At 65.4% G+C, this 22,434-nt stretch carries 19 protein-coding genes and 1 tRNA gene; 16 read left to right on the top strand and 4 right to left on the bottom strand.

Annotated elements, in window-relative coordinates; all coding sequences use genetic code 11:
* Position 1: 1 nt before the first annotated feature.
* From ACK4FJ_RS17420 to ACK4FJ_RS17370, 11 genes are all read left to right on the top strand, one after another.
* Positions 2–2,728, top strand: a complete 2,727-nt coding sequence (locus tag ACK4FJ_RS17420) for a molybdopterin-dependent oxidoreductase (protein WP_409768003.1) — start codon at positions 2–4, stop codon at positions 2,726–2,728.
* A 16-nt stretch (positions 2,729–2,744) separates the two neighbouring features.
* A complete protein-coding gene (locus ACK4FJ_RS17415) occupies positions 2,745–4,238 on the top strand; it encodes a 6-hydroxynicotinate reductase (RefSeq protein ID WP_409768002.1) in 1,494 nt (497 codons plus the stop codon).
* Entirely contained in the window at positions 4,235–5,122 is an 888-nt protein-coding gene (locus ACK4FJ_RS17410; protein WP_409768001.1) for a UPF0280 family protein, read from the top strand. Before ACK4FJ_RS17415 ends, ACK4FJ_RS17410 begins: the two co-directional genes overlap by 4 nt.
* 5 nt (positions 5,123–5,127) lie before the next feature.
* Entirely contained in the window at positions 5,128–5,712 is a 585-nt protein-coding gene (locus tag ACK4FJ_RS17405) for an amino acid synthesis family protein (protein ID WP_409768000.1), read from the top strand.
* 71 nt (positions 5,713–5,783) lie between these two features.
* Entirely contained in the window at positions 5,784–6,995 is a 1,212-nt protein-coding gene (locus ACK4FJ_RS17400; RefSeq protein WP_409767999.1) for an ABC transporter substrate-binding protein, read from the top strand.
* 100 nt (positions 6,996–7,095) lie between these two features.
* Positions 7,096–8,997: an ABC transporter permease gene (locus tag ACK4FJ_RS17395; RefSeq protein WP_409767998.1), complete on the top strand. Its 1,902-nt coding sequence runs from the start codon at positions 7,096–7,098 to the stop codon at positions 8,995–8,997.
* Positions 8,994–9,758, top strand: coding sequence for an ABC transporter ATP-binding protein (locus ACK4FJ_RS17390; RefSeq protein ID WP_409767997.1), 765 nt, complete (start codon positions 8,994–8,996; stop codon positions 9,756–9,758). The genes ACK4FJ_RS17395 and ACK4FJ_RS17390 overlap by 4 nt, the downstream gene beginning before the upstream one ends.
* A gap of 1 nt (position 9,759) precedes the next feature.
* On the top strand, positions 9,760–10,461 hold the full coding sequence (locus tag ACK4FJ_RS17385) for an ABC transporter ATP-binding protein (RefSeq protein ID WP_409767996.1): 702 nt from the start codon (positions 9,760–9,762) through the stop codon (positions 10,459–10,461).
* A 10-nt stretch (positions 10,462–10,471) separates the two neighbouring features.
* Positions 10,472–12,514 carry a hydantoinase/oxoprolinase family protein gene (locus tag ACK4FJ_RS17380; RefSeq protein WP_409767995.1) on the top strand — a complete coding sequence of 681 codons (2,043 nt, stop codon included), beginning with the start codon at positions 10,472–10,474 and terminating at the stop codon, positions 12,512–12,514.
* A 5-nt stretch (positions 12,515–12,519) separates the two neighbouring features.
* The gene (locus ACK4FJ_RS17375) at positions 12,520–14,247 is read left to right on the top strand and encodes a hydantoinase B/oxoprolinase family protein (protein ID WP_409767994.1); all 1,728 of its coding nucleotides are present in this window, start codon (positions 12,520–12,522) and stop codon (positions 14,245–14,247) included.
* A 3-nt stretch (positions 14,248–14,250) separates the two neighbouring features.
* Complete coding sequence (locus ACK4FJ_RS17370; RefSeq protein ID WP_409767993.1) at positions 14,251–15,048, top strand: hypothetical protein; 798 nt, start codon at positions 14,251–14,253, stop codon at positions 15,046–15,048.
* Here ACK4FJ_RS17370 and ACK4FJ_RS17365 read toward each other — a convergent pair whose 3' ends face one another.
* Positions 15,049–15,543, bottom strand: a complete 495-nt coding sequence (locus ACK4FJ_RS17365) for a hypothetical protein (RefSeq protein ID WP_409767992.1) — start codon at positions 15,541–15,543, stop codon at positions 15,049–15,051. It abuts the gene before it with no gap.
* A 161-nt stretch (positions 15,544–15,704) separates the two neighbouring features.
* Between ACK4FJ_RS17365 and ACK4FJ_RS17360 the strand changes: the two genes are divergently transcribed.
* Positions 15,705–15,781 (top strand) — tRNA-His (locus ACK4FJ_RS17360).
* Between the two features lie 135 nt (positions 15,782–15,916).
* On the opposite strand, the gene ACK4FJ_RS17355 is transcribed toward ACK4FJ_RS17360, so the two are convergent.
* Together ACK4FJ_RS17355 and ACK4FJ_RS17350 are read right to left on the bottom strand one after the other, a co-directional pair.
* A complete protein-coding gene (locus ACK4FJ_RS17355) occupies positions 15,917–16,798 on the bottom strand; it encodes a sulfurtransferase (RefSeq protein ID WP_409767991.1) in 882 nt (293 codons plus the stop codon).
* Between the two features lie 176 nt (positions 16,799–16,974).
* Positions 16,975–17,424: a DUF2147 domain-containing protein gene (locus ACK4FJ_RS17350; protein WP_409767990.1), complete on the bottom strand. Its 450-nt coding sequence runs from the start codon at positions 17,422–17,424 to the stop codon at positions 16,975–16,977.
* A gap of 96 nt (positions 17,425–17,520) precedes the next feature.
* Here ACK4FJ_RS17350 and ACK4FJ_RS17345 point away from each other — a divergent pair, with 96 nt between their 5' ends.
* Positions 17,521–18,615 (top strand): FIST C-terminal domain-containing protein, encoded by a 1,095-nt coding sequence (locus ACK4FJ_RS17345; RefSeq protein WP_409767989.1) that lies wholly within the window; start codon positions 17,521–17,523, stop codon positions 18,613–18,615.
* A 33-nt stretch (positions 18,616–18,648) separates the two neighbouring features.
* The gene (locus ACK4FJ_RS17340) at positions 18,649–19,116 is read left to right on the top strand and encodes a bleomycin resistance protein (RefSeq protein ID WP_409767988.1); all 468 of its coding nucleotides are present in this window, start codon (positions 18,649–18,651) and stop codon (positions 19,114–19,116) included.
* Here ACK4FJ_RS17340 and ACK4FJ_RS17335 read toward each other — a convergent pair.
* The gene (locus ACK4FJ_RS17335; RefSeq protein ID WP_409767987.1) at positions 19,113–20,174 is read right to left on the bottom strand and encodes an alcohol dehydrogenase; all 1,062 of its coding nucleotides are present in this window, start codon (positions 20,172–20,174) and stop codon (positions 19,113–19,115) included. The two genes, ACK4FJ_RS17340 and ACK4FJ_RS17335, sit on opposite strands and share 4 nt — an antisense overlap.
* Before the next feature lie 95 nt (positions 20,175–20,269).
* On the opposite strand from ACK4FJ_RS17335, the gene ACK4FJ_RS17330 reads away from it, so the two are divergent.
* The gene (locus ACK4FJ_RS17330) at positions 20,270–21,034 is read left to right on the top strand and encodes an SDR family oxidoreductase (RefSeq protein ID WP_409767986.1); all 765 of its coding nucleotides are present in this window, start codon (positions 20,270–20,272) and stop codon (positions 21,032–21,034) included.
* Positions 21,035–21,043: 9 nt separating this feature from the next.
* The gene (locus tag ACK4FJ_RS17325; protein WP_409767985.1) at positions 21,044–22,429 is read left to right on the top strand and encodes a cytochrome P450; all 1,386 of its coding nucleotides are present in this window, start codon (positions 21,044–21,046) and stop codon (positions 22,427–22,429) included.
* Positions 22,430–22,434 lie beyond the last annotated feature (5 nt).

The following is a 22,434-nucleotide window of genomic DNA, read 5'->3' as shown; positions in this document are numbered from 1 at the left end:
GATGCGTCTGATCGTCAACGGAAAGCCGCATACCTACCAGGGTTCGCCGCTGAAGCGCCTGAGCGACGTGCTGCGCGACGACCTCGGCCTGACCGGCACGAAGGTCGGCTGCAATGCCGGCGATTGCGGCGCCTGCACGGTGATGCTGGCGGGCAAGCAGGTCTGTTCCTGCCTGACTCCGGTCGGGCAGGCGGTCGGCCAGCCGGTGGTGACGGTTGAAGGCCTGAAGGCCCATGGCAGCCTGTCGCGCCTGCAGCGCGCGTTCCTCAAGCATGGCGCGGCGCAATGCGGCATCTGCACGCCGGGCATGCTGATGGCGGCGACTGACCTGCTGGCCGAAACGGCGCGCCCGAGCGAGAGCCAGGTGATGGATGCCATCGGCGGGGTACTGTGCCGCTGCACCGGTTATCGCAAGATCGTCGAGGCTGTGCTGGATGCCTCGCGCACGCCCGACCTGCCGACGCAGCCCGAACTGGGCCATGCCGTCGGCGCGCGCAGCGTGAAGGTCGATGGCCAGGCCAAGGTGGATGGCAGCGAAAAATACGGCGCCGACTACATTCCGGCCGATGCCCTTTGGCTGCGCGTGATCCGCAGCCCGCATGCCCGCGCCAGTTTTACGCTGGGCGATTTCTCCGATGCGATCCGCACATACGGCCTTGAGCGCGTGTTCACCGCCGCCGATGTGCCGCGCAACGGCTTTGCCATTTTTGACGCCAAGGACCAGCCGGTGCTGGCCGACGGGCAGGTGCGGTATCGCGGCGAGGCGGTGGTCGCCGTGGTTGGCCCGCGCGAGGCGGTTGAAGCCGTGAAGCCGGACGACCTGCCGATCCAGTATGTGCCGGAAGAGCCGGTCAGCGGCGTGATCGCGGCGGCAGCGGAAGGCGCCAAGCTGGTGCAGGCCGACAAGCCGGGCAACGTGCTGATCCGCGGCAACGTGACCAAGGGCGATGTCGAGCAGGGTTTTGCCCAGGCTGCCGCCATCGTCGAAGGCCGCTTCCAGACCAGCTTCGTCGAGCACGCCTATATCGAGCCGGAGGCTGGCTGGGCGGTGCGCGTCGGCGACCGCATCGAGATTCACGCCACCACCCAGGCGCCTTACATGGACCGCGACGAGGTGGCGAGCGTGATGCAACTGCCGCCGGACCGCGTGCGTATCGTACCCACGGCCTGCGGCGGCGGTTTCGGCGGCAAGCTGGATGTTTCCGTGCAGCCGCTGATCGCGCTGGCGGCCTGGAACCTCAATCGCCCCGTGGCCTGTGTCTACACGCGGCCGGAAAGCATGGCGTCGAGCACCAAGCGCCATCCGGCGCGCATCAAGGCGAAATTCGGCGCGGCGAAGGACGGCAGGCTGGTAGCCGTGGAAACCCATGCCGATTTCGACACCGGCGCCTATGCCAGCTGGGGTCCGACCGTAGCCAACCGCGTGCCGGTGCATGCCAGCGGCCCATATCTGGTGCCGCATGTGAAGAACCGCAGCTGCGCGCTGTTCACCAATGCGCCGCCATCGGGGGCCTTCCGTGGCTTTGGCGTGCCGCAGGCCGCCATCGCTCATGAAACCCTGATGGACGATCTGGCCGAGCGGTTGAAGATCGACCGGCTGGAAATCCGCCATCGCAACGCCTTGCGTGCCGGCGACCTGACCGCCACCAGCCACAAGCTGGAACATTCCGCCGGCCTGGCCGCCTGCATCGAGGCTTTGCGCCCGCAATGGCAGGCCCTGAAGGCCGAGGCGGAAGCTTTCAACGCGCGACGCAAGGGCGTGCGGCGCGGCGTGGGTATCGGCTGCATGTGGTATGGCCTTGGCAATACCTCGATCTCAAATCCCTCCACCATGCGCATCGCCTTGCGCGCCGATGGCCGCGTGTTCTTCTATAACGGCGCGGTCGATATCGGGCAGGGGTCGAACACCATCTTCGTGCAGATTCTGGCCGATGCGCTGGGCGTCACCATGGACCGCATCGACTATGTGATGGGCGATACCGACCGCACGGAGGATGCCGGCAAGACCTCGGCCTCGCGGCAGACCTTCGTCTCGGGCAAGGCCGTGGAACTGGCGGCCCGCGACCTGCGTGGTCAGGTTCTGCGGCTGGCCAATGCCGGCGACAATGCCACGCTGAAATTCGAGGCCGGTGTGCTGAGCGTGGAGGATGGCGGCACGGTGCGCCGCATCGATCTCGCCGCCCTGCCGCGCCTGAACGAGAATGGCGACGTGCTGATGGGCGAGGGGCGGTTCGATCCTCCCACTACCATGCTGGATGCCAATGGCCAGGGCGTGCCTTACGCCACCTATGGCTTTGCCGCGCAGATGGCGCTGGTCGAGGTGGATACCGAACTCGGCACCGTGAAAGTGAAGAAGATCATCGCCGCCCATGATGTGGGCAGGGCAGTGAATCCCACCCAGGTGGAAGGCCAGATCCATGGCGGCATCGCGCAGGGGCTGGGCCTCGCGCTGATGGAGGAATATCTGCCGGGCCGCACCGAGAACCTGCACGATTATCTGATCCCCACCGTGGGCGACGTGCCGGAGATCGAGGTGCTGATGATCGAGGATGCCGAGCCGCTTGGTCCCTTCGGTGCCAAGGGCGTCGGCGAGCCGGGCCTGGTGGCCACCGCGCCGGCGATCCTGGGCGCGATCCGTCATGCCACCGGCGTGCGCGTCACCGAGGTGCCGGTGCTGCCGCATCGCCTGCATGCGGCGCTGAAAAACCTGCCGCAGGCGGCAGAGTGAAGCGAGGAGGGCAGCCATGACCGCCGTTGCCACCGCCGAAGCCGTGAAGGACGACGTCGTCCGCTGCGATGCCTGTCCGGTTCTGTGCCGCATCCGTCCGGGCAAGGCCGGCGCCTGCGACCGTTACGCCAATGTCGAAGGCGTGCTCACCCGCGTCGATCCGCTGATCATCACCGAACGTGCCATTGCCCAGGGCGGCAGCGTCACGCCTTTCCTGTCGGGCAGCGAGGGCTGGAATGGTTCGGTTGCGGCACCGCCGCCCGCTGCCTTTGTCACCGGCGTCGGTGCCGGCACCACCTATCCCGATTACAAGCCGGCCCCCTTCATCGTCGCCTCGCAGCATGATGGCGTCGATATGGTGACCGTGGTGACCGAGGGCATCTTCAGCTATTGCGGCGTGAAGGTGAAGATCGACACCGACCGTTACCTGGGGGCCGAACAGGCTGCCGTACGGGTGAATGGCGAGGCCATCGGCCATGTCACCACCACGGAATACGGTTCGCAGATGCTGTCGCTCGGCGGCGTGCATCACCTGACCGGCGGCAGCAAGAAGGAAGGCACCGTCACCTGCGATGCTCTGCTGGCGCTGTGCAACAAGCAGGCGGTGACCGTTCAGATCGACGGCGGCGCCGAGGTGGTGATCCAGGCCAACAGGCCGCCCGTGGTGAACGGCAAGCCCGAGGCACGCATGCGCGTCGGCTGCGGCTCGGCCACCATTGGCATCTTCGCCAAGCAGTGGCTGGGCCATGCCGACGAGGTGATCGTGGTGGACGACCACATCACGGGTGTGCTGACCGAACACCAGGCCGGCCGTTTCCTCGACATGAAGCTGTCGGGCATCCGCGTGCGCGGACGCAAGTCCACGCCGGGCCGCTATTTCCAGGTGGCCGATCCGGGCCTGGGCTGGGGCGGCACCAATGTTTCCGATCCGCTCGAGATCATCGAGAGCATCGACCCCAAGACGGCCTGGCCGGGCATGCGGCTGCTGATGGTTTCCACCACCGGCGAGCACAGTGCCTGGTATGTGCTGGACGAGAACCTGAAGCCGCAGCCGGCCGAGATGCCGGCGCCGATCACCAAGGTGGTCGAGCGCATCGCCGAGAATTGCGAACCCTCGCTGTGCACCGTGCTGTTCATGGCAGGTGCAGGTGGCAGCCTGCGCGCCGGCGTGACGGAGAACCCCGTGCGCCTGACGCTGTCAGTGAAGGATCGTCTCACCCGTGTCACCTCGGGCGGTGCACCGGTCTATGTCTGGCCGGGTGGCGGCATTACCTACATGGTGGATGTGGCGCGCATGCCGGATAACTCCTTCGGCTATGTACCAACGCCGGCGCTGGTAGCGCCGATCGAGTTCACCCTGCGGCGCGACGATTACGCCGCGCTGGGTGGCCATATGGATTATGTGGTGCAGCTTGACGACGTGCTGCAGACCGGGCGGCTGAGCAAGCTGGCCTGGCGACCGGACAATCCCTGGCCGATCACGAAGCCGACCGCAGAGGAGCAGCCGTGACCGGCCAGCCTCCCAGCGCCGTCTGGCTCAGCGGCCGCGATCCGGCCGCGCCAAGGCTGCATCTGCAGCACGGTCCGATCGACCTGATCGTCGAGGCCTTCGGCCCGGCCGCGGAACGCCAGCGTGCCTATGAGCAGGCCGTGGCGTGCTTTCAGGATATCCTGAGTGCGCTGGTTCGCGAGTTGCATGCCTTGCGCAAACCGCTGAAGCATGCCCATCCGCTGCTGCGCGGCCCGGTGGCCCGACGCATGGCGACGGCCTGCTGGCCCTATCGTGATGTGTTCATCACGCCGATGGCGGCCGTGGCCGGTTCGGTGGCGGATGAAATCCTGCAGGCCATGCTGTGCGATACGACGCTGGACAAAGCCTATGTGAACAATGGCGGCGACATCGCCTTCCACCTGGCGCCGGCTGAGTCGCTGCGCGCCGCCGTGGTCTGCAATCCCGACCTGCCGCATCTCGACGCGGTTGCGACCCTGACGGCTGATCAACCCTCGCGCGGAATCGCCACCTCCGGTTGGCGTGGCCGTTCGTTTTCGCGTGGTATTGCCGATGCCGTCACTGTGCTGGCCTCGAATGCCGCGATGGCTGACGCGGCGGCAACCATTATCGCCAACGCCGTGGATGTGGATCATCCAGCGATTGAACGCCAGCCGGCCAACACTTTGCGCGATGAATCCGATCTGGGTGAAATACCGGTGACGGTGAACGTAGGTACACTGCCGTTTTTTGCCGTGGATGAAGCCTTGTCGGCGGGTCTGTGCCGCGCGCAGGATTTGCGCCGCACCGGCCTGATTCACGCAGCATTCCTCTCGCTGCAGGGCGAGCATCGGAGCATCGGCGGCGAAACGCTGCTGGCCAGTGAACGAAAGGCAATGGGGTAGGGAATATGGTATCGGTCGAGGTCCGCAGGATCGTCTGCATTACCGACGAGATTTTCCACGATGGCGGTGCGAAGGCCGCCAAGCCACCGCGCCGCGGCGTGATCGGTGCGCTGGTGAAGAATCCCTATGCCGGCCGTTATGTCGAGGACATCACGCCGATGATGGACGCGCTGAAGCCGGTCGGTGTCGAGCTGACCCGCCGGCTGGTGGCGGCGCTGGGCGGCAATCCGAAAGAGATCGAAGCCTACGGCAAAGGCGCCATCGTCGGCGCCGGCGGCGAGCTGGAGCACGGCGCGCTGTGGCATGTGCCGGGTGGCTATTCCATGCGCGAGGTGCTGGGCGATGCCAAGGCCATCGTGCCCTCCACCACCAAGCTGGCCGGGGTGGGCAGCCGCATCGACATCCCGCTGCATCACATCAACGCCGCCTATGTGCGGAGTCATTTCGATGCCATCGAATTCTGCGCGCCCGATGGGCCGCGCGACAACGAGATCGCGTTCATCCTGGCCATGAGCACGGGTGGACGCGTGCATGCCCGCGTCGGCGGCCTGCAGGTCCACGAGATTAAGGGCGAGGACGGGCAGCGATAGGGTTTAAGGAAGAGAGATTAGCGTACCCGCGTTTCGGGGGATCCACAGAACTATCACCAAGGAGGCAGATTATGGATCGCAGGACCTGGTTGAAGTGGAGTGCAGCGTTCGGTATCGCAGTGGCGGGTCTGATGGGGAGCGGCGCCCAGGCGCAGGACACCATCAAGATCGGCGAGATGAATTCCTACAAAAACTTCGCCGCCTTCCTCGAGCCCTACAAGAAGGGCTGGGAACTGGCGGTGGAGCAGGTGAATGCCAGTGGCGGCCTGCTGGGCAAGAAGCTGGAGATCGTCAGCCGCGACGATAACGGCCAACCCGGCGACGCGGTGCGTATCGCCGAAGAACTGGTGACCCGCGAGAAGGTCTCCTTCCTGATCGGCACCTTCCCCTCCCATGTCGGTCTGGCGGTTGCCAGCTTCGCCAAGGAGAAGAAGGTTCTCTTCATCGCCGCCGAGCCGCTGACCGACAAGATCGTCTGGGACCAGGGCAACAAGTATACCTTCCGCCTGCGTGCCTCGACCTACATGCAGACGGCGATGCTGGTGCCGGAAGCGGCCAAGCTGAAGAAAAAGCGCTGGGCCATCGTCTATCCGAATTACGAATACGGTCAGTCGGCCACGGCCGCCTTCAAGAAGCTGATGAAGGAAGCCCAGCCCGACGTCGAATTCGTGATCGAGCAGGCGCCGCCGCTGGGCAAGATCGAGGCCGGTGCGGTGGCTGATGCCATCGCCGCCGCCAAGCCGGATGCGATCTTCTCGTCGCTGTTCGGCGCCGATCTGGCCAAGTTCGTGCGTGAAGGCCAGACCCGCGACCTGTTCAAGAATGTCGCGGTCTTCAACCTGCTGGCCGGCGAACCGGAATACCTCGATCCGCTGAAGGACGAGGCGCCGGTAGGCTGGTGGGTCACCGGCTATCCCTGGTATGCCATCACCACGCCGGAGCATAAGGCTTTCGCCGATGCCTACCAGAAGAAGTTCAACGATTATCCGCGTCTGGGCTCGATCGTCGGGTATGCGATGGTGCAAAGCGCGGCGGCCGTGATCAAAAAGGCCGGTACACTCGACACCGAGAAACTGGTGGCGGCGATGAAGGGCCTGACGCACAGCACTCCGCTGGGCAACATCACCTATCGTCCGCAGGACCATCAGTCGACCATGGGTGCCTATGTCGGCAAGATCGGCCTGAAGGACGGCAAGGGCATCATGACCGACTGGTATTATGCCGATGGCGCCAAGTTCCTGCCGTCGGATGCCGATGTCGCCAAGATGCGCCCTGCTGACTAAGGCGGCCGATTAAGCCACGCACAAGCCTGTCCCCTGCCCATGGCCGCGAGGCCCAGGGCAGGGGGCATCCTCTTCCTTCCTGCTTTCACGGGTTGCGGCCTTGCTTGCCAACATTGTCATCCAGTTCATGAACGGCCTTGCCGGCGCGTCGTCGCTGTTCCTGGTGGCGGCCGGGCTCTCGATCATCTTCGGCGTCAGCCGGATCGTGAATTTTGCCCATGGCTCGCTGTACATGCTGGGCGTCTACCTGGCCTACAGCCTGATCGAATTCTTCGGCCGTTCCTCGATCTTCGGATTCTGGGGCGGTGTGCTGGGGGCTGCCATCGCCGTCGGCTTGATCGGCGTGGTGATCGAAGTGGTGGTCCTGCGCCGCATCTATCGCGCGCCGGAGCTGTTTCAGCTGCTGGCCACCTTTGCCCTTGTGCTGGTGATCAAGGATGCCGCGCTGTATTTCTGGGGCGCGGAAGACCTGGTCGGTCCGCGCGCCGCCGGCCTGCGCGGCGCCGTCGAGATTTTCGGCAAGCGCTTTCCGCAATACGATCTGGTGCTGATCGCCATCGGCCCCATCGTGCTGGGCCTGCTATGGCTTTTGATGAACCGGACACGCTGGGGCACGCTGGTCCGCGCTGCCACCCAGGACCGCGAGATGGTCGGCGCGCTGGGTGTGAACCAGAGCGGCCTGTTCACCAGCGTCTTCTTTCTGGGCGCCTTCCTGGCCGGCCTGGGCGGCGCGGTGCAGATTCCGCGCGAACCGGCCCAGCTGATGCTCGACATCACAGTGATCTCCGATGCCTTCGTCGTCGTGGTGGTTGGCGGCATGGGCTCGATCGGCGGCGCCTTCCTGGCCGCGCTTCTCATCGCCCAGGCCAAGGCCTTCTGCATCGGCCTGGGGGACGTGTCGATGTTCGGCATGGTTTTCTCCTTCAGCAAGTTCACCCTGGTGGTCGAATTCGTGATCATGGCCATCGTGTTGGTGGTGCGTCCGCTCGGCCTGCTCGGCAAACTCCAGGGCGCCCAGCGTGGCGCCGCGACGGTGGAGCCGCCGCTTTATCCGCTGACCCGTCCGTTCTGGCTTGCCGTACTGGGCCTGGTCGCGCTGCTGGCCCTCATGCCGCTGGGCGGCGACAATTACATGCTGGTGCTGCTGATCGATATCGCGGTGTTCGCCGTCTTCGCCGCCACCCTGCATTTCCTGATGGGCCCGTCGGGCATGGTTTCCTTCGGCCATGCCGCCTATTTCGGCCTGGGCTGCTATGGCGCGGCGCTTGCCATGCTCAAGCTCAGCCTGCCGATGGAACTGGCGTTGCTGGCGGCACCGCTTGCCGCCGGTCTGGGCGCATTGGTCTTCGGCTGGTTCTGCGTGCGATTGTCCGGCGTTTACCTCGCGATGCTCACGCTGGCCTTCGCCCAGATCGCCTGGTCGGTGATCTACCAGTGGGATGCCTTCACCGGTGGTTCCAACGGCCTGATCGGCCTGTGGCCCAGCGAATGGCTGAAGGACCGCACCACCTTCTATTTCTTCACCCTGGCGATCTGCGCCGCCAGCATCATCTTCCTCTGGCGCGTGGTGCATGCCCCGTTCGGCTACGTGCTGCGGGCCGGCCGCGACTCAACCCTGCGCGCCGATGCCATCGGTATCGACGTGCGACGCTTCCAGTGGTTCGGCTTCATACTGGCCGGGACCTTCGCGGGTCTGGCCGGCGGCCTGTTCGCCTTCTCCAAGGGCAGCATCTCACCCGAGACGCTGGCGGTTTCTCGGTCGGTGGATGGCCTGGTGATGGTGCTGCTGGGCGGCGTGCAGACCCTGACCGGCCCGGTGGCCGGCGCGGCGGTGTTCACCTGGCTGCAGGATTCCATCGCGCGTAACACCGAATACTGGCGCGCCATCCTCGGCCTCACCATCCTGGTGATCGTGCTGGCCTTCCCCCAGGGTATCGCCGGCTTCATCAAACAGGCGACCGCCCGATTTACCAGCATGCGTGAGCGGGAGGCCGTGCGATGACTGTCCTCTCGGTGAAAGGTCTGCACAAATCCTTCGGCGGCGTGCAGGCGGTGCAGGATGTGAATTTCCAGGTCGCCGCCGGCGAATTGCTGGCGCTGATCGGCCCCAACGGCGCGGGCAAGAGCACCTGCTTCAACATGCTGAACGGCCAGCTGAAACCCGATACCGGGGAAGTGACCCTGCTGGGTCGCAGCCTGGTCGGCATGGCGCCGCGGCAGATCTGGCGTCTGGGCGTCGGCCGCACCTTCCAGATCACCGCCACCTTCAATTCCATGACGGTGCGCGAGAATATCCAGATGGCGCTGCTGTCGTTCCATAACGGCCTGATGTCGTTCTGGCGCCCGGCCAACGCGCTTTATCGCGACGAGGCGATGGCTTTGCTGGAACGTGTCGGCATGGCCGACCAGAGCGAACGGCCCTGCGGCATCCTGGCCTATGGCGACCTGAAGCGCGTGGAACTGGCCATCGCCCTGGCCAACAAACCCAAACTGCTGCTGATGGACGAGCCGACTGCCGGCATGGCGCCCAGCGAGCGCATCGCCCTGATGGACCTGACGGCGAAGCTGGCCCGACAGGACGACATCGCCGTGCTGTTCACCGAACACGACATGGACGTGGTTTTCGCGCAGGCCGACCGCATCATCGTACTCAACCGCGGCCGGCTGATCGCGGAAGGCAGCCCCGCCGAGGTGCGGGCCAATCCGGAGGTGCAGTCCGTGTATCTCGGCTCGGGTGCCGTATTTGCCGGGGAGGGCCACTGAGATGCTGACGATCGAAGGGCTCAACACCTATTACGGCCGCGCCCATATCCTGGCCGACCTGGCGTTGCAGGCCAATCCGGGCGAGGTGGTCGTGCTGCTGGGTCGCAATGGCGCCGGCAAATCCACCACGATGAAATCGGTGATCGGCATGGTGCCGGCGCAGAGCGGCAGCATCACCTTCGATGGTGCGCGGGTCGACCGCATGCCGTCGCATCGCATCGCCCGGCTGGGCCTGGGCTATGTGCCCGAGGAGCGCCGCATCTTCACCGACCTGACGGTGATGGAGAACCTGGCCGTCGGCAAACAGCCGCCGCGCGATGGCGCGCCGACCTGGACCCCGGAGCGCCTGTTCGAACTGTTTCCGAATCTGGGTCGCATGAAGGACCGCCCCGGCGGCCGCATGTCGGGCGGTGAGCAGCAGATGCTGACCATCGCGCGCACGCTGATGGGCAATCCGCGCCTGATCCTGCTGGATGAGCCGTCCGAAGGCCTGGCGCCGGTGATCGTCGAGCAGATGGCGAAAACCATCCTGCAGCTGAAAGACGAGGGCCTGTGCGTGCTGCTGTCGGAGCAGAACCTGCATTTCGCCCAGATGGTGGCGGATCGCGCCTACATCATCGAGAAGGGTCGCATCCGCTATTCCGGCACCATGGCCGAACTGGCGGCCAATGCGGCCGTGCGTGAACAGTATCTTTCGGTGTGAGGACGGCGTCATGGGTTGGATTGTCGGGATCGATGTCGGCGGCACTTTCACCGATCTGATCGGGATCGAGCCGTCGCTGGGCGCCGTTGCGCTGGCGAAGGTGCCCACCACCTTGGACAACCAGGCCTTCGGCGTGCTCGGCGCGCTGGACAAGGGCGGCATAGCGCTGCCGCAGGCCGATACCATCGTGCATGGCACGACGACGACCACCAACGCGCTGCTGGAGCGCAAGGTGGCGCGCGTGGGCCTGATCACCACCAAGGGCTTCCGCGACAGCCTGGAACTGGGGCGTCGCACCCGGCCGCAGGCCTATGGCCTGACCGGTGGGTTCGAGCCGCTGGTGCCGCGCCAGTGGCGCCTGGAAGTGCCCGAGCGCATGGATGCCGATGGCGACGTGGTCGTGCCGCTGGACGAGGCCGCCGTGCGCGCCGCCGCCGAACAGTTGAAACAGGCTGGCTGCGAGGCTCTGGTCATCCATTTCCTGCACAGCTACATCAACCCCGCGCATGAAAAACGTGCGCTGGAGATCGTGGCCGAGGTCTGGCCGAACGGCTACATCACCGCCGGGCACCAGCTGCTGTCAGAATACCGCGAATACGAACGCGGCACCACGGCCTGCGTGAATGCCAGCGTGCAGCCGGTGCTGCATCGTTACATCGAGCGGCTCAATGGCGAACTCAAGGGCAAGGGCTTCGGGCGCGACCTGCTGGTGATGCAGGGCAACGGGGGCACCATTGCTGCCGGAATCGTGGCCGAGGCGGCCGTGAATACCGTGATGTCAGGCCCGGCCTCGGGCGTGATGGCGGCGGCTTATACTGCGCGTGCCGCCGGCCTGCCCAATGTGATCACCTACGACATGGGCGGCACGTCGTCTGACGTGGGCCTGATCCAAGATGGCGTGCCGCAGGTCTCGTCCGAGCTGGAGATCGAATATGCCATGCCGATCCACGTGCCGATGGTGGACGTGCATACCATCGGCGCCGGCGGCGGTTCGATTGCCTTCATCAACGAGGCCGGCATGCTGCAGGTCGGCCCGGAAAGCGCGGGCGCGCGGCCCGGCCCGATCTGCTATGGCCGTGGCGGCACCAAACCGACCATCACCGATGCCAACCTGGCGCTCGGCCGCCTCAATCCCGACGGGTTGCTGGCGGTCGACAGCAAGGTGTCGTTGCAGGATGTGAAGGATGCCATTGACCGCGAGGTGGGCAAGCCGCTGGGGTTGAACACCGACGATGCCGCCGCCGCGATCCTACGCATCGCCAACGACAAGATGGCCGGCGCGATCCGCATGGTGTCTTTGAGCCGTGGCCACGATCCGCGCGACTTCGCGCTGTTCGCCTTCGGTGGCGCCGGGCCGCTGCATGCCGCCGCCCTGGCGCGCGAGCTGGGCATCCCGAAGCTGCTGATCCCGGCGCGGCCGGGAATCACCAATGCGCTCGGCTGCGTGGTGGCCGACCTGCGCCACGATTACGTGCGCACGGTGAACAAGCCGCTGGGCGTGCTGCCCGACGGGTTGGTGGCCGAGGTGCTGGAAGGCCAGATCGCCGAGGGTCTGGCGACGCTGGAACGCGACGGCGTGAAGGTGGAGGAAGTGCAGGTTCTGCATTCCGCCGACATGCAGTTCCAGGGCCAGAGCCATCTGCTCACCGTGGCGGTGCCCGACAAAGGCATCACACGCGAGGCATTGCAGAAGGCGTTCGAGGAAGCCTACTGGCAGCGCTTTGAGGTGGAGCTGCCGGAAATCCGTGCCGTGCTGGTCAATCTTCATACCGCCGTGATCGGCCGGCGGCCGCAGCTCTCGCTGGATCGCCTGCTGGCGGCCGAACCGGCCAAGGATGTGGCGGGGGCCAAGAAAGGCAGCCGCAAGGTCTGGTATGATGCCGGCGGTTGGCAGGACACGCCGGTCTATGACCGTGAGCGCCTGCCGCGCAATGCGGATTTCGCCGGCCCGGCGATCCTGGAGCAGCTCGATACCACGGTGGTGATCGAGCCCGGCAATCGCGTGCATGTGGACAAGCTGGGCAACCTGATCGTTGCCGTGACTGCGGAGTAGGGACCATGGCAAACAAACCCATCGACCCCGTCACCCTCGTCGTCATCCAGAATGGCCTGCAGCAGGTCTGCAACGAGATGGACCTGGCCTTCTGCCGTGCCGCCTTCTCGCCGGTGATCTCGGAAGCGCTCGACCGCTCCGATGGCATCTATGACGGCGATACCGGCGAGCTGATCGCCCAGGGCGAACTCGGCCTGCCGGTTTTCGTCGGCACCATGCAGTTCTCGACCCAGGCCGTGATCGAGCGTGCCCGCAACGCGCCGCTGTTGGCGCCGAAGCCCGGCGATGTCTACATCGTGAACGATCCCTATCTGGGCGGCACGCATCTGATGGACGTGCGGTTCGTCAAGCCGTTCTTCTACAAGGGCAAGCTGTTCGCCTGGCTGTCGAATACCGGGCACTGGCCCGATATCGGCGGCATGGTGCCGGGCGGTTTCTCGGCCAATGCCACGGAAGTCGAGCAGGAAGGCCTGCGCCTGCCGCCGGTGAAGCTGTACAAGGAAGGCGTGCTGGACGAGGAAATCCTCTCCATCATCCTCAGCAACATCCGCATCGCCGACCAGCGCATCGGCGACATCAAGGCTCAGGCGGCGGCTCTGACCATCGGCGAGAAGCGGCTGGCGGCCCTGCTGGACCGTTACGGTGCCGATGTGGTGAAGCAGGCCATCGGCGAACTGAAGCAGCGCGCCAGCCAGCAGATGCGGGCCCGCATCCGCACCATCCCCGATGGCACCTATCACGGCGAGGCCGTGGTGGATTCCGACGGCGTGGTGGACGAGCCTTTGTTGATCAAGATGAAGGTCGACAAGAAAGGCGAGGAACTGCATTTCGACATGACGGGTTCCAGCCCGCCCTGTCGCGGCCCGATGAACAGCGTGATCGCCACCACCTATTCCTCGATCTATCTCGCGGTGAAACACATCTTCCCCGATGTGCCGATCAATGCCGGCACCTTCGAGCCGCTGAAGATCGCCGATCCGCACGGCACCTTCCTCTATGCCAAATATCCGCGCCCGGTTTCGGGCTGCGCGGCCGAGGTGAGTCAGCGCATCGCCGAAGCCGTGTTCAACGCCCTGGTGCAGGCGATGCCCGACCGGCTGTTCGCCGCGCCCGCCGGCACGTCGGGCAATCTGGCGCTTGGCGGCTATGACCCCAAGCGCGACCGGTCTTACGTGATGTATGTGATCTCCGGCGGCGGCTATGGCGGCTGGCATGGCGGCGATGGCATCAGCAACGGCTGCTCGACCATCGGCATCTCCAAGACCACGCCCATCGAGGTGATGGAACAGTATTATCCCGTGCTGTTCGAGGAATATTCGCTGCATGAAGGCTCGGGCGGGGCAGGGCAGCATCGCGGCGGCTTCGGCGTGAACTACACGATCCGCCTGCGGCGTGGCGAGGCGCGCGCCTCCATGGTGATGGATCATGGCCGTACCGGTCCGCGTGGCGTGCTGGGCGGCGAGGATGGCGGTCTGAACACGGTGGCCGTCGAGACGGTGCAGCCGGATGGCACGCGCACCTATGTGCCGCCGCATCTGTCCAAGGACCAGGATATCGAGATCAAGGTCGGCGACCGCCTGCATGTCTCCACGCCCGGCGGTGGCGGCTATGGCGATCCGGCCAAACGCGATCCGGCCCTGATCGCCCGCGACATCGAACGCGGCTATTACACGCCGGAGCAGATCGCCAAACGCTTCGGCGTCACGCCGCCGGCGCGTTCGGCCGCCGAATAGGCGATGCTGGCTGAACTGCTCGTCTGGGCCGGCATCCAGGCCGATCCGGCGGCGCGACGGCTGGGCTATGCCAAGGCGGCCGTGTCGTTATGGTCGCGGCGCCGCCGCTGTCATAAGGCCTGGGCCGAGCATGAGGCCAATAGCCGCGACTTCGCGCTTAGCGTGGCGCAGTCCTGCGAGCGGCACGATACGCTGTGGCTGCTGGGCGGCGGCACCTTGGCCGACCTGCCGCTGGCCGAGCTGAGTGCGCAGTTTAAACAAGTCCTGGTCTTCGACATCGCCTGGCTGGCTTCGGCCCGGCGACTGGAGAAGCAATTCCCCAATGTCGAACTGCGCCTGGCGGATGTAACCGGCGTGGTCGGGCCGCTGGTGGAATGGCGTGCCGGCCTGCCGCTGCCGATCCCGTCGCCGCGTGCGGTGCCCGAACTGGACGAAGTACCGCCGGATTGTGTGCTGTCGCTCAACCTGCTGTCGCAGCTGCCGCTGCTGCCCATGGAACATGTGCAGAAGCATGGCGTCAGCCGTACGGGGGCCGAAAGCTTCGGCCGTGCCATCCTGCAGGCGCATCTGGATGGCCTGCATGCGATGGCCTGCCCGGTCGGACTGGCGACCGATACCCGCCGCATCTGGCGCAGCCGCGCCGGCGAAGTGGTGATGAGCGAAAATGCGCTGCTGGGGCTGGAACTGCCGGCTGCTGAACGTGAATGGCGCTGGCCGGTGGCGCCGCGTGGCGAGATCGATAACGAAAGCAGCCTGGATATAACGGTGCAGGCCCTGCGCTGGAACGGCGCGGCGAGCTGACTACTTCTTCACTTCCTGCACGGACTCGATCACGAAACCGCGCTCGGGCGGGAATTTGCGCATGATGGTGCGGCGCACTTCGTCGTCGTTGGTCGCCTGCAGCTCGACGTAATTGATTTCGCCCCATTTGTCGTCGAGCTGACGGTGCTTCTCGCCCATCATGTGGGCGCGGCGCACTTCGGAATTGTAGATGCCGATACTGAAGGTCTTCACATTGGCTTCGGCGGCCACGGCCTTGCTGGCCAGTTTCTCCAGCTTGGCGACTTCCGCCTCCAGCTCGAATTTCTGCTTGGTCAGTTCCGCGATCTTCTGCTGGGCGGAACGCGTCAGTTTTTCCAGCTCGTCCATGCGCTGACCCCGGCGCACCACTTCGGCGGCGCTCCACTCATAGGCAAGAATCTGCCGCTTATGCTGCGAGATCAACTGCAGCACGATGAAGGTGGCGCCGGGCACGCCGATCAGGAGGGCGCCCATGATGAGCCAGAAGCTGGTCATGTCCTTAGTGTTAGCCGAGTGCGGGAATCCCTACAAGGTGCTGAAATAGCACCCAAAGTCCGGACACGCCCGGCGGGTATTCCGCGACTCGGCATGGTGGCGCCGACCGAGGGAAAGCTTGACCCGGGAAAGGGGGCGGTTTAAGAAGCGCCTGCCCTGTGGCGGGGGTAGCTCAGTTGGTTAGAGCACCAGGTTGTGGCCCTGGGGGTCGGGGGTTCAAGTCCCCTCTCTCGCCCCATGAATTTGAACGGCCGGTCAAGGCGTTAGTGCCTGACCGGCCGTTTTTCGTCAGGTTGGGCAGTGGGGCGTTTCGGTCGCCGGGCGAGCATGCGACTCCGCTGTCCTTGCCCCGGCTGCCGTCAGGGAAACCGGATCATTCCGCCGCCGCTGCCATGGGCACGGGCCCGGGGAACCCGGCCTCGATCGGCAGGGCCGGGTCGCGCGACCATTCGTTCCAGGACCCGAAATACAGCCGCACATTCTCGATACCGGCTTCCTTCAGGGCCACCAGCGTGTTGGATGCCCGTGCCCCCTTGAAGCAGTAGAGCACCACCGGCGTCTTGACCGAGATGCCGACCGTGGCGCATTCGGCCAGGATTTCCGCCTTGCTCTTGAACATCGGGCCGACGGCGGTCGGCTTCATCATGCGATACCATTCGATCCAGACGGCGCGCGGGATGCGACCCTTGCGGGGGCAGAAATCCTTGCCATAGGGCGAGGAGCTTTCGCCGATCCATTCATCCACGTCGCGGGTATCCAGGATCGCCACGGTCTTGTCGGCCACGGCGGACTTCATGCCCTCCAGATCCAGCAGGATGCCGGCGCCGGCGCTGCTCAGCGGGAAGGTCTTGGGCGTCGGCATGGCCGGATCGGTGGTGACCGGCAGGTCGGCGGCGACCCAGCCGGCATAGCCGCCATGCAGGATCTTGATCTTCGGATAGCCCAGATAGCTCAGCAGCACATAGCCGCGGCAGGACTGGCCGAAACCGGTATTCATCGACTGTTCGTAGACCACGGCGGTTTCAGCGCCCGAGAGGCCGGCGGCGCCAAACACGGCGGCGAACTTCTCGCGCATGGCCGCCACGCCCTCCGGCGTCGAGGTGGCGAGGTAGGTGAAGATGTCATGGATATTGACCGCGCCGGGCAGGTGGCCGGCGGCGTAGGCCTCAGGCGCACGGGTGTCGATCAGTACCACGCCACCCAGGCTGGTCAGGGCAGACAGTTCGTTGGGGGAAATCAGCACGCTACCGCTCATGGCACGCTCCTCTGCTGGGTTGCCGAATAGACGGAACGGTCTATCCAATTCAAGGAGCGTGCCAGCGGGAATCCGGCAATGATTCCAAGGCGGCCGGCCCGGGGCCAGCCGCCGTCATGCCCAGGATTCGGTCAGGAGTTGTCGCGGAGCGGGCGAAAAGGCGCCAGAACTGCGCTTTATTCGCGCAGCCAGACCTGGGTGCGGCCAAGCAGCGGCGTGCCGATATAGCCGCGCAGGCGCAGCTTGCTGCCGCCCTCGGTGAGGCTGAGCTTGGCGTTGTAGATCTTGCCGTTCTTGGGGTCGAGAACGGCGCCGCCGGCCCAGTCGCCGCCATCGGGCTTCAGGCCCCACAGGAAGGTCATGCCGATCACGGGCTGGTTCTTGCGCTCGCCCTCGCAGGCTTCGCAGACCGGATCGGGTTTTTCGTCCGGCCGGTAGAAGATCTGCAGGATGCGACCCTGCAATTCGCCGCCGACTTCGCGGATTTCCACAATGCTGCGCGGCGTGTTGGTTTCGTCGTCGATGGTTGTCCAGCGGCCGATGGGAAGCGGTTCGGCAGCCTGGAGGGGCAGGGCGGCAAGGCAGAGAGCAGCCAGCAGCGTGCCGGTCAGGACGGTTTTTTGCATTGCGGTCTCCCTGTCATAAATCATTTTTGTGCCGATCGCGCATTCCCGCTTGGGCGCGGATCATTATAGTGTGAAGCCATGGCTGAGGAGAAGCGCATGAGCGAACAGACCACGGGTGCGCGATTCCGTCTGGGTGTCGGCGCGTCGGACGACTGGCGCATGGCGGTGGATGGCTGCCTGCTGCAACTCATGCCGCTCAGCGAGTCCGCCAATGTCGGCTTCGTCTATGTCAGCGACCGCATGGCCGAACGTCTGCCGCAGATCCTCAAGCGCCTGAGCGAGGCCACCGGCATCAGTGACATGGTCGGTGCCTGCGGCTACAGCATTGCTGCCGGCGATACCGAATACTGCGACGAGCCCGTGGTGGCCTGCCTGGTCGGCACCGTGCCCGAAGGCAGTGCGAAACTGTTCCGCCGCCCGACCGAGCGGCCGCAGGGCTGGCTCGGCGTGGTGCATGCCGACCCGCAGGTGCCGGCATTGCCGGAACTGATCGAGGATTTCGCCGAGGCCTGCGGCGCCTATCTGGTCGGCGGCCTGATCGCCGCGCGCGGTCCGCGGCCGCAATGGGCCGGCAGTCTCACCGAAGGCGGCGTTTCCGGCATCGTCTTCTCCGAGGCCCAGCCGGTGCTCACCGCGCTGACCCAGGGCTGCAGCCAGCTCGGCGAGTTGCACACCGTCACCGCCGCCGACGGCAACATCATCCTCGAACTCGATGGCCAGCAGGCCTACAACGTGTTGCGCGACAGTTTCTCGGTGCAGTCGCTGCAGGATCTGCGCAAGCTCTCGAACGGCCTGATGGTCGGCCTGCCCGTCAGCGGTGCCGACCGTCCCGATTATCTGGTGCGCAACATCATCGGCATCGATCCGCAGGCCGGCGGCATCGCCATCGGCGCCATGGTGGAAGAGGGCGACCAGCTTTTCTTCTGCCGCCGCGACCCCGACAGCGCGGCGCGTGACATGGACCGCATGCTGGCCGATCTCAAGCGCCGCTGCGGCGACCGCATGCCGCGTGGGGCGCTGTGGTTCTCGTGCATGGCGCGCTGCCAGGACCAGTTCGTGCAGGACCCCAGCGAACTGGCCCGCATCCAGGCGGTGTTCCCCGACCTGCCGCTGGTGGGCATGTATTGCGGCGGCGAGATCGCCCAGTCGCGGCTCTACGGCTATACCGGCGTACTCGCGCTGTTTCTGTAACATTTCTCCGGCAGGCTGAGCCGGAGGTGTCACATGACAAGCAGAAAAGAAGGCCCGCCGCGCAGCGGGTGGGCTCGGCTGGTGCCGGAATTGCTGGTGCAGGACCTGACCGCAAGCCTGATCTTCTGGCGCGATCTGTTGGGCTTTCGCGCCGCCTATGCGCGGCCGGAGCAGGGTTTCGTTTATCTTGAACACGCCAGCGGCGCGCAGATCATGCTGTGTGAGCGCAGCGGTAAATGGGAAACCGGCCCGCTGGAGCCGCCCTTCGGTCGGGGCGTGATGTTTCAGATCTACCTCGATGGCATCGAGCCGGTTCTTTCGGCCCTGCAAGCGGCGCATTGGCCGTTGCATACCCCGCAACGCGACATCTGGCGCAAAGTCGGAACCGTCGAGGCGGGCCAGCGCGAATTTTTCGTGCAGGATCCGGATGGCTATCTGATCATGCTGGCCGAGAGCCTCGGCGAGCGACCCATGGCGACACGCGGCGCGGCCACCGTCTAGGCTTCCAGCACGATGCGGCCGATCACCTGACCGGCTTTCAGTTTTTCCAGCGATGCCGTCGCCTGATCCAGCGGCGCGGTCGTGATCGGTAGGGCGGGCAGGGCGGTCTGCCGCGCCAGTTGCAGCAGTTCCTGCAGTTCGATCAGGCTGCCCACATAGCTGCCGCTGATGCGCAGGCCCTTCATCACATGTAGGCCGATGGAGATCGTCGCCTGTCCGCCCAGCAGGCCGACCGTGACCAGATGGCCGCCCTTGCGCAGGGCAGCATAGGCGAAGGCGAAACTGGCATCCGAGCCGGCGAAATCCACCGCCGCCATCACGCCGCCGGTGGTCTTGAACAAAGTCTTGCCCGCGTCGGCCTCGCGCGGATCGATGGCGGCCTTGGCGCCAAGCTGCATGGCCGCAGTGCGTTTCGCGGGATCGAGATCGGCCACGATGGGGGCCACGCCGGTCATGACCTTTGCCAAAGCCACGGCATTCAGACCGACGCCGCCGGCACCGACGATCAGCAGGTCGTGATCGGGCGGCAAGCGGCCGAGCTTCTTCAGGGCTGAATAGGCGGTGAGGCCAGAACAGGCATAGGTTGCGGCCAGCGCGGGATCGAGGCTGCCCATATCGAGCAGGTATTTCTCGTCGGGCACCAGCACATGGCTGGCATAGCCGCCATCGGTGAAGATGCCGATGGCCTGCTGGGCACCGGCGCAGATATGCTCGTTGCCATCGCGGCAGGGTGGGCAGGTGCCGCAGCCGATCCAGGGAAAGACCAGCCGGCGCTGGCCCGGTTTTGCCGTATGCGCCTCGGGGCCGGCGGCAACAACCGTGCCGACGATCTCGTGGCCCGGCGTCAGCGGCAGCAGGGCACCGTTATTGGCAGCCACCACCTTCCTGCCACCGCCCAGGTCGAAATAGCCGTCCCAGATATGCAGGTCGCTGTGGCAGACGCCGCAGCGCTCCACCTTCACCAGCACCTGGCGGCCGGTTGGCTCGGGCAGGGGCTTTTCCGCAAGGGCAAGCGGCTTGCCGAATTCGGCCACCTGATAGCAGCGCAGCATGGACATGGGATTCCTCCTGTTGCGGCGATGGTAAAGCCCGGCAGGCTGGAGTCCAGCCGCCAAACCGGTAAACTCGGGCATAACGAATGAGGGAGTGAAGCATGTTGCAGCGTCTGTTCGATCTTACCGGCCAGGTGGCTCTGATCACCGGCGCCTCGCGCGGGTTCGGGCTGGAATTCGCCAAGCTGTTTGCCGAGGCGGGCGCGCTGGTGGTGATCAACGGCCGCCATCCCGAAACGCTGTCCACCGCCGCCGATGTGGTGCGCAAGCACGGGCTGGTGGAAACAGCCGCCTTCGACGTGGCCGACATCCCGGCCGGCGAATCCGCCATCGCGGCTATCGAAAAGACCCATGGCCGACTGGATATCCTGGTCAACAATGCCGGAATCAATATCCGCAAGCCGCTGCAGGATTTCACGCTGGACGACTGGCGTGCCGTGCTGGACGTGGACCTGACGGCCATTTTTGCGCTGTCGCGCGTCGCGGCTTTGGGCATGGCAAAGCGCGGCCATGGCCGCATCATCAATATCGGCTCGGTGCTGTCGATCAAGGGGCGTGCCAGCATTCCGGCATACACGGCGGCCAAGCATGGCCTGCTGGGCCTGACCAAATCCTTCGCCGCCGAACTCGGGCCGTCGGGCGTCACCTGCAATGCCATCGCGCCGGGCTATTTCGAGACCGAGATCAACAAGGAACTGATGGCGCGGCCGGAATTCGTGAAATTCGTCAACGACCGCACGCCGCTCAGGCGCTGGGGCAAGGTGGAGGAACTGGCCGGTGCGGCGTTGTTCCTCGCCTCGCCGGCGGCGTCCTATGTGAATGGCCATCTGCTGGCCGTCGATGGCGGCATGACCACCACCTTCTGAGGGCCAGCCATGTCTGTCGCCAGCGAGACCATGGGATTCGTTCCGGCCTATCCGGTGCGGCATGAGCACAGGCTGCCGCTGCTGCAACTGGTGCGCACCCTGCGCGAGAATGCCATCGGCACCTATACGAAAGACACCTACGAGCGCGACATCATTGTCTACCGGCTGCTGTTCAAGCCGATGATCATGGCCAACCACCCCGAACTGATCCGCCATGTCATGCTCGACAATGCCGCCAATTACGAGCGCGACCCGGTCGGCAAGCGCATGCTGGAGCCCGGCCTGGGCAAGGGCCTGTTGACCAGCGAAGGCGCGTTATGGAAACGCCAGCGCCGCATGATGGCGCCGATTTTCCAGCCGCGCCGCCTGGCTGGCTTCGCCGAGATCATGACCGAATATTCCGCCAAACTGGCCGACCGGCTGGTGCGCCTGCCGGCGGGCGAGCATGTCGATATGGCCGAGCAGATGATGCTGCTGACGCTCGATATCATCGCCCGCACCATGTTCGGCGCCGACGCCAGCACCGATGTTTCGGCAGTGGGCACGGCCATGGACCGTTACCAGGTGACGGTGCGGCCCAATATCCCCGACCTGCTCGGGTTGCCGCGCTGGGTGCCGCGGCCCGATGCAGCCGAGGGCCAGCGCGCCCTGGCCGAGATGGACGCCATTATCAATACCCTGATCCAGCGCCGGCGCGACCGCGCCGCGCAGGGTGGGGAACTGGGCGGCGACCTGCTCGGCCTGCTGCTGGCGGCGCGCGACGATGAAACCGGCAGCATGCTGGACGACCGCGAGGTGCGCGACCAGATGGCGACCTTCTTCCTTGCCGGTCACGAAACCACCGCCACGGCTTTGGCCTGGACCTGGTATCTGTTGGCCCATGCGCCGGCGGTGGAAGCGAAACTGCATGCCGAACTGGATGCCGTATTGGGTGGCCGTGCCGCCACCTATGCCGATTACGACAAGCTGGTCTATACCCGCATGGTGGTGGAAGAGGCCATGCGGCTTTATCCGCCGGCCCATACCACGGCGCGCCAGGCCATTGCCGACGACAAGTTCGAGCATATCGAAATTCCTGCTGGCACGATGATGATCATCTCGCCCTGGATCATGCATCGCCACCGGCTGTACTGGCAGAATCCCGATGTCTTCGACCCGGAAAATTTCGCACCCGAGAAAACCGCCACGCGGCGGCGCTATACCTATCTGCCTTTCGGCGCCGGGCCGCGCATCTGCATCGGGCAGGGCTTTGCGATGATCGAGGCCGTGATCATCCTGGCGACGCTGGCGCAGAAATTGCGTGCCCGCCTGGTACCGGGCGCCAGGGTGGCGCCGGTGGCGAAAATCACTTTGCGGCCGTCGCCCGATCTGCCGATGATCATGTTGCCGCGTTGAACAAG

Origin of the sequence: Ferrovibrio sp., from assembly GCF_046297595.1 — a bacterium.
Classification (GTDB): Bacteria; Pseudomonadota; Alphaproteobacteria; order Ferrovibrionales; family Ferrovibrionaceae; genus Ferrovibrio.
This window is presented reverse-complemented; position numbering and strand designations above follow the sequence as displayed.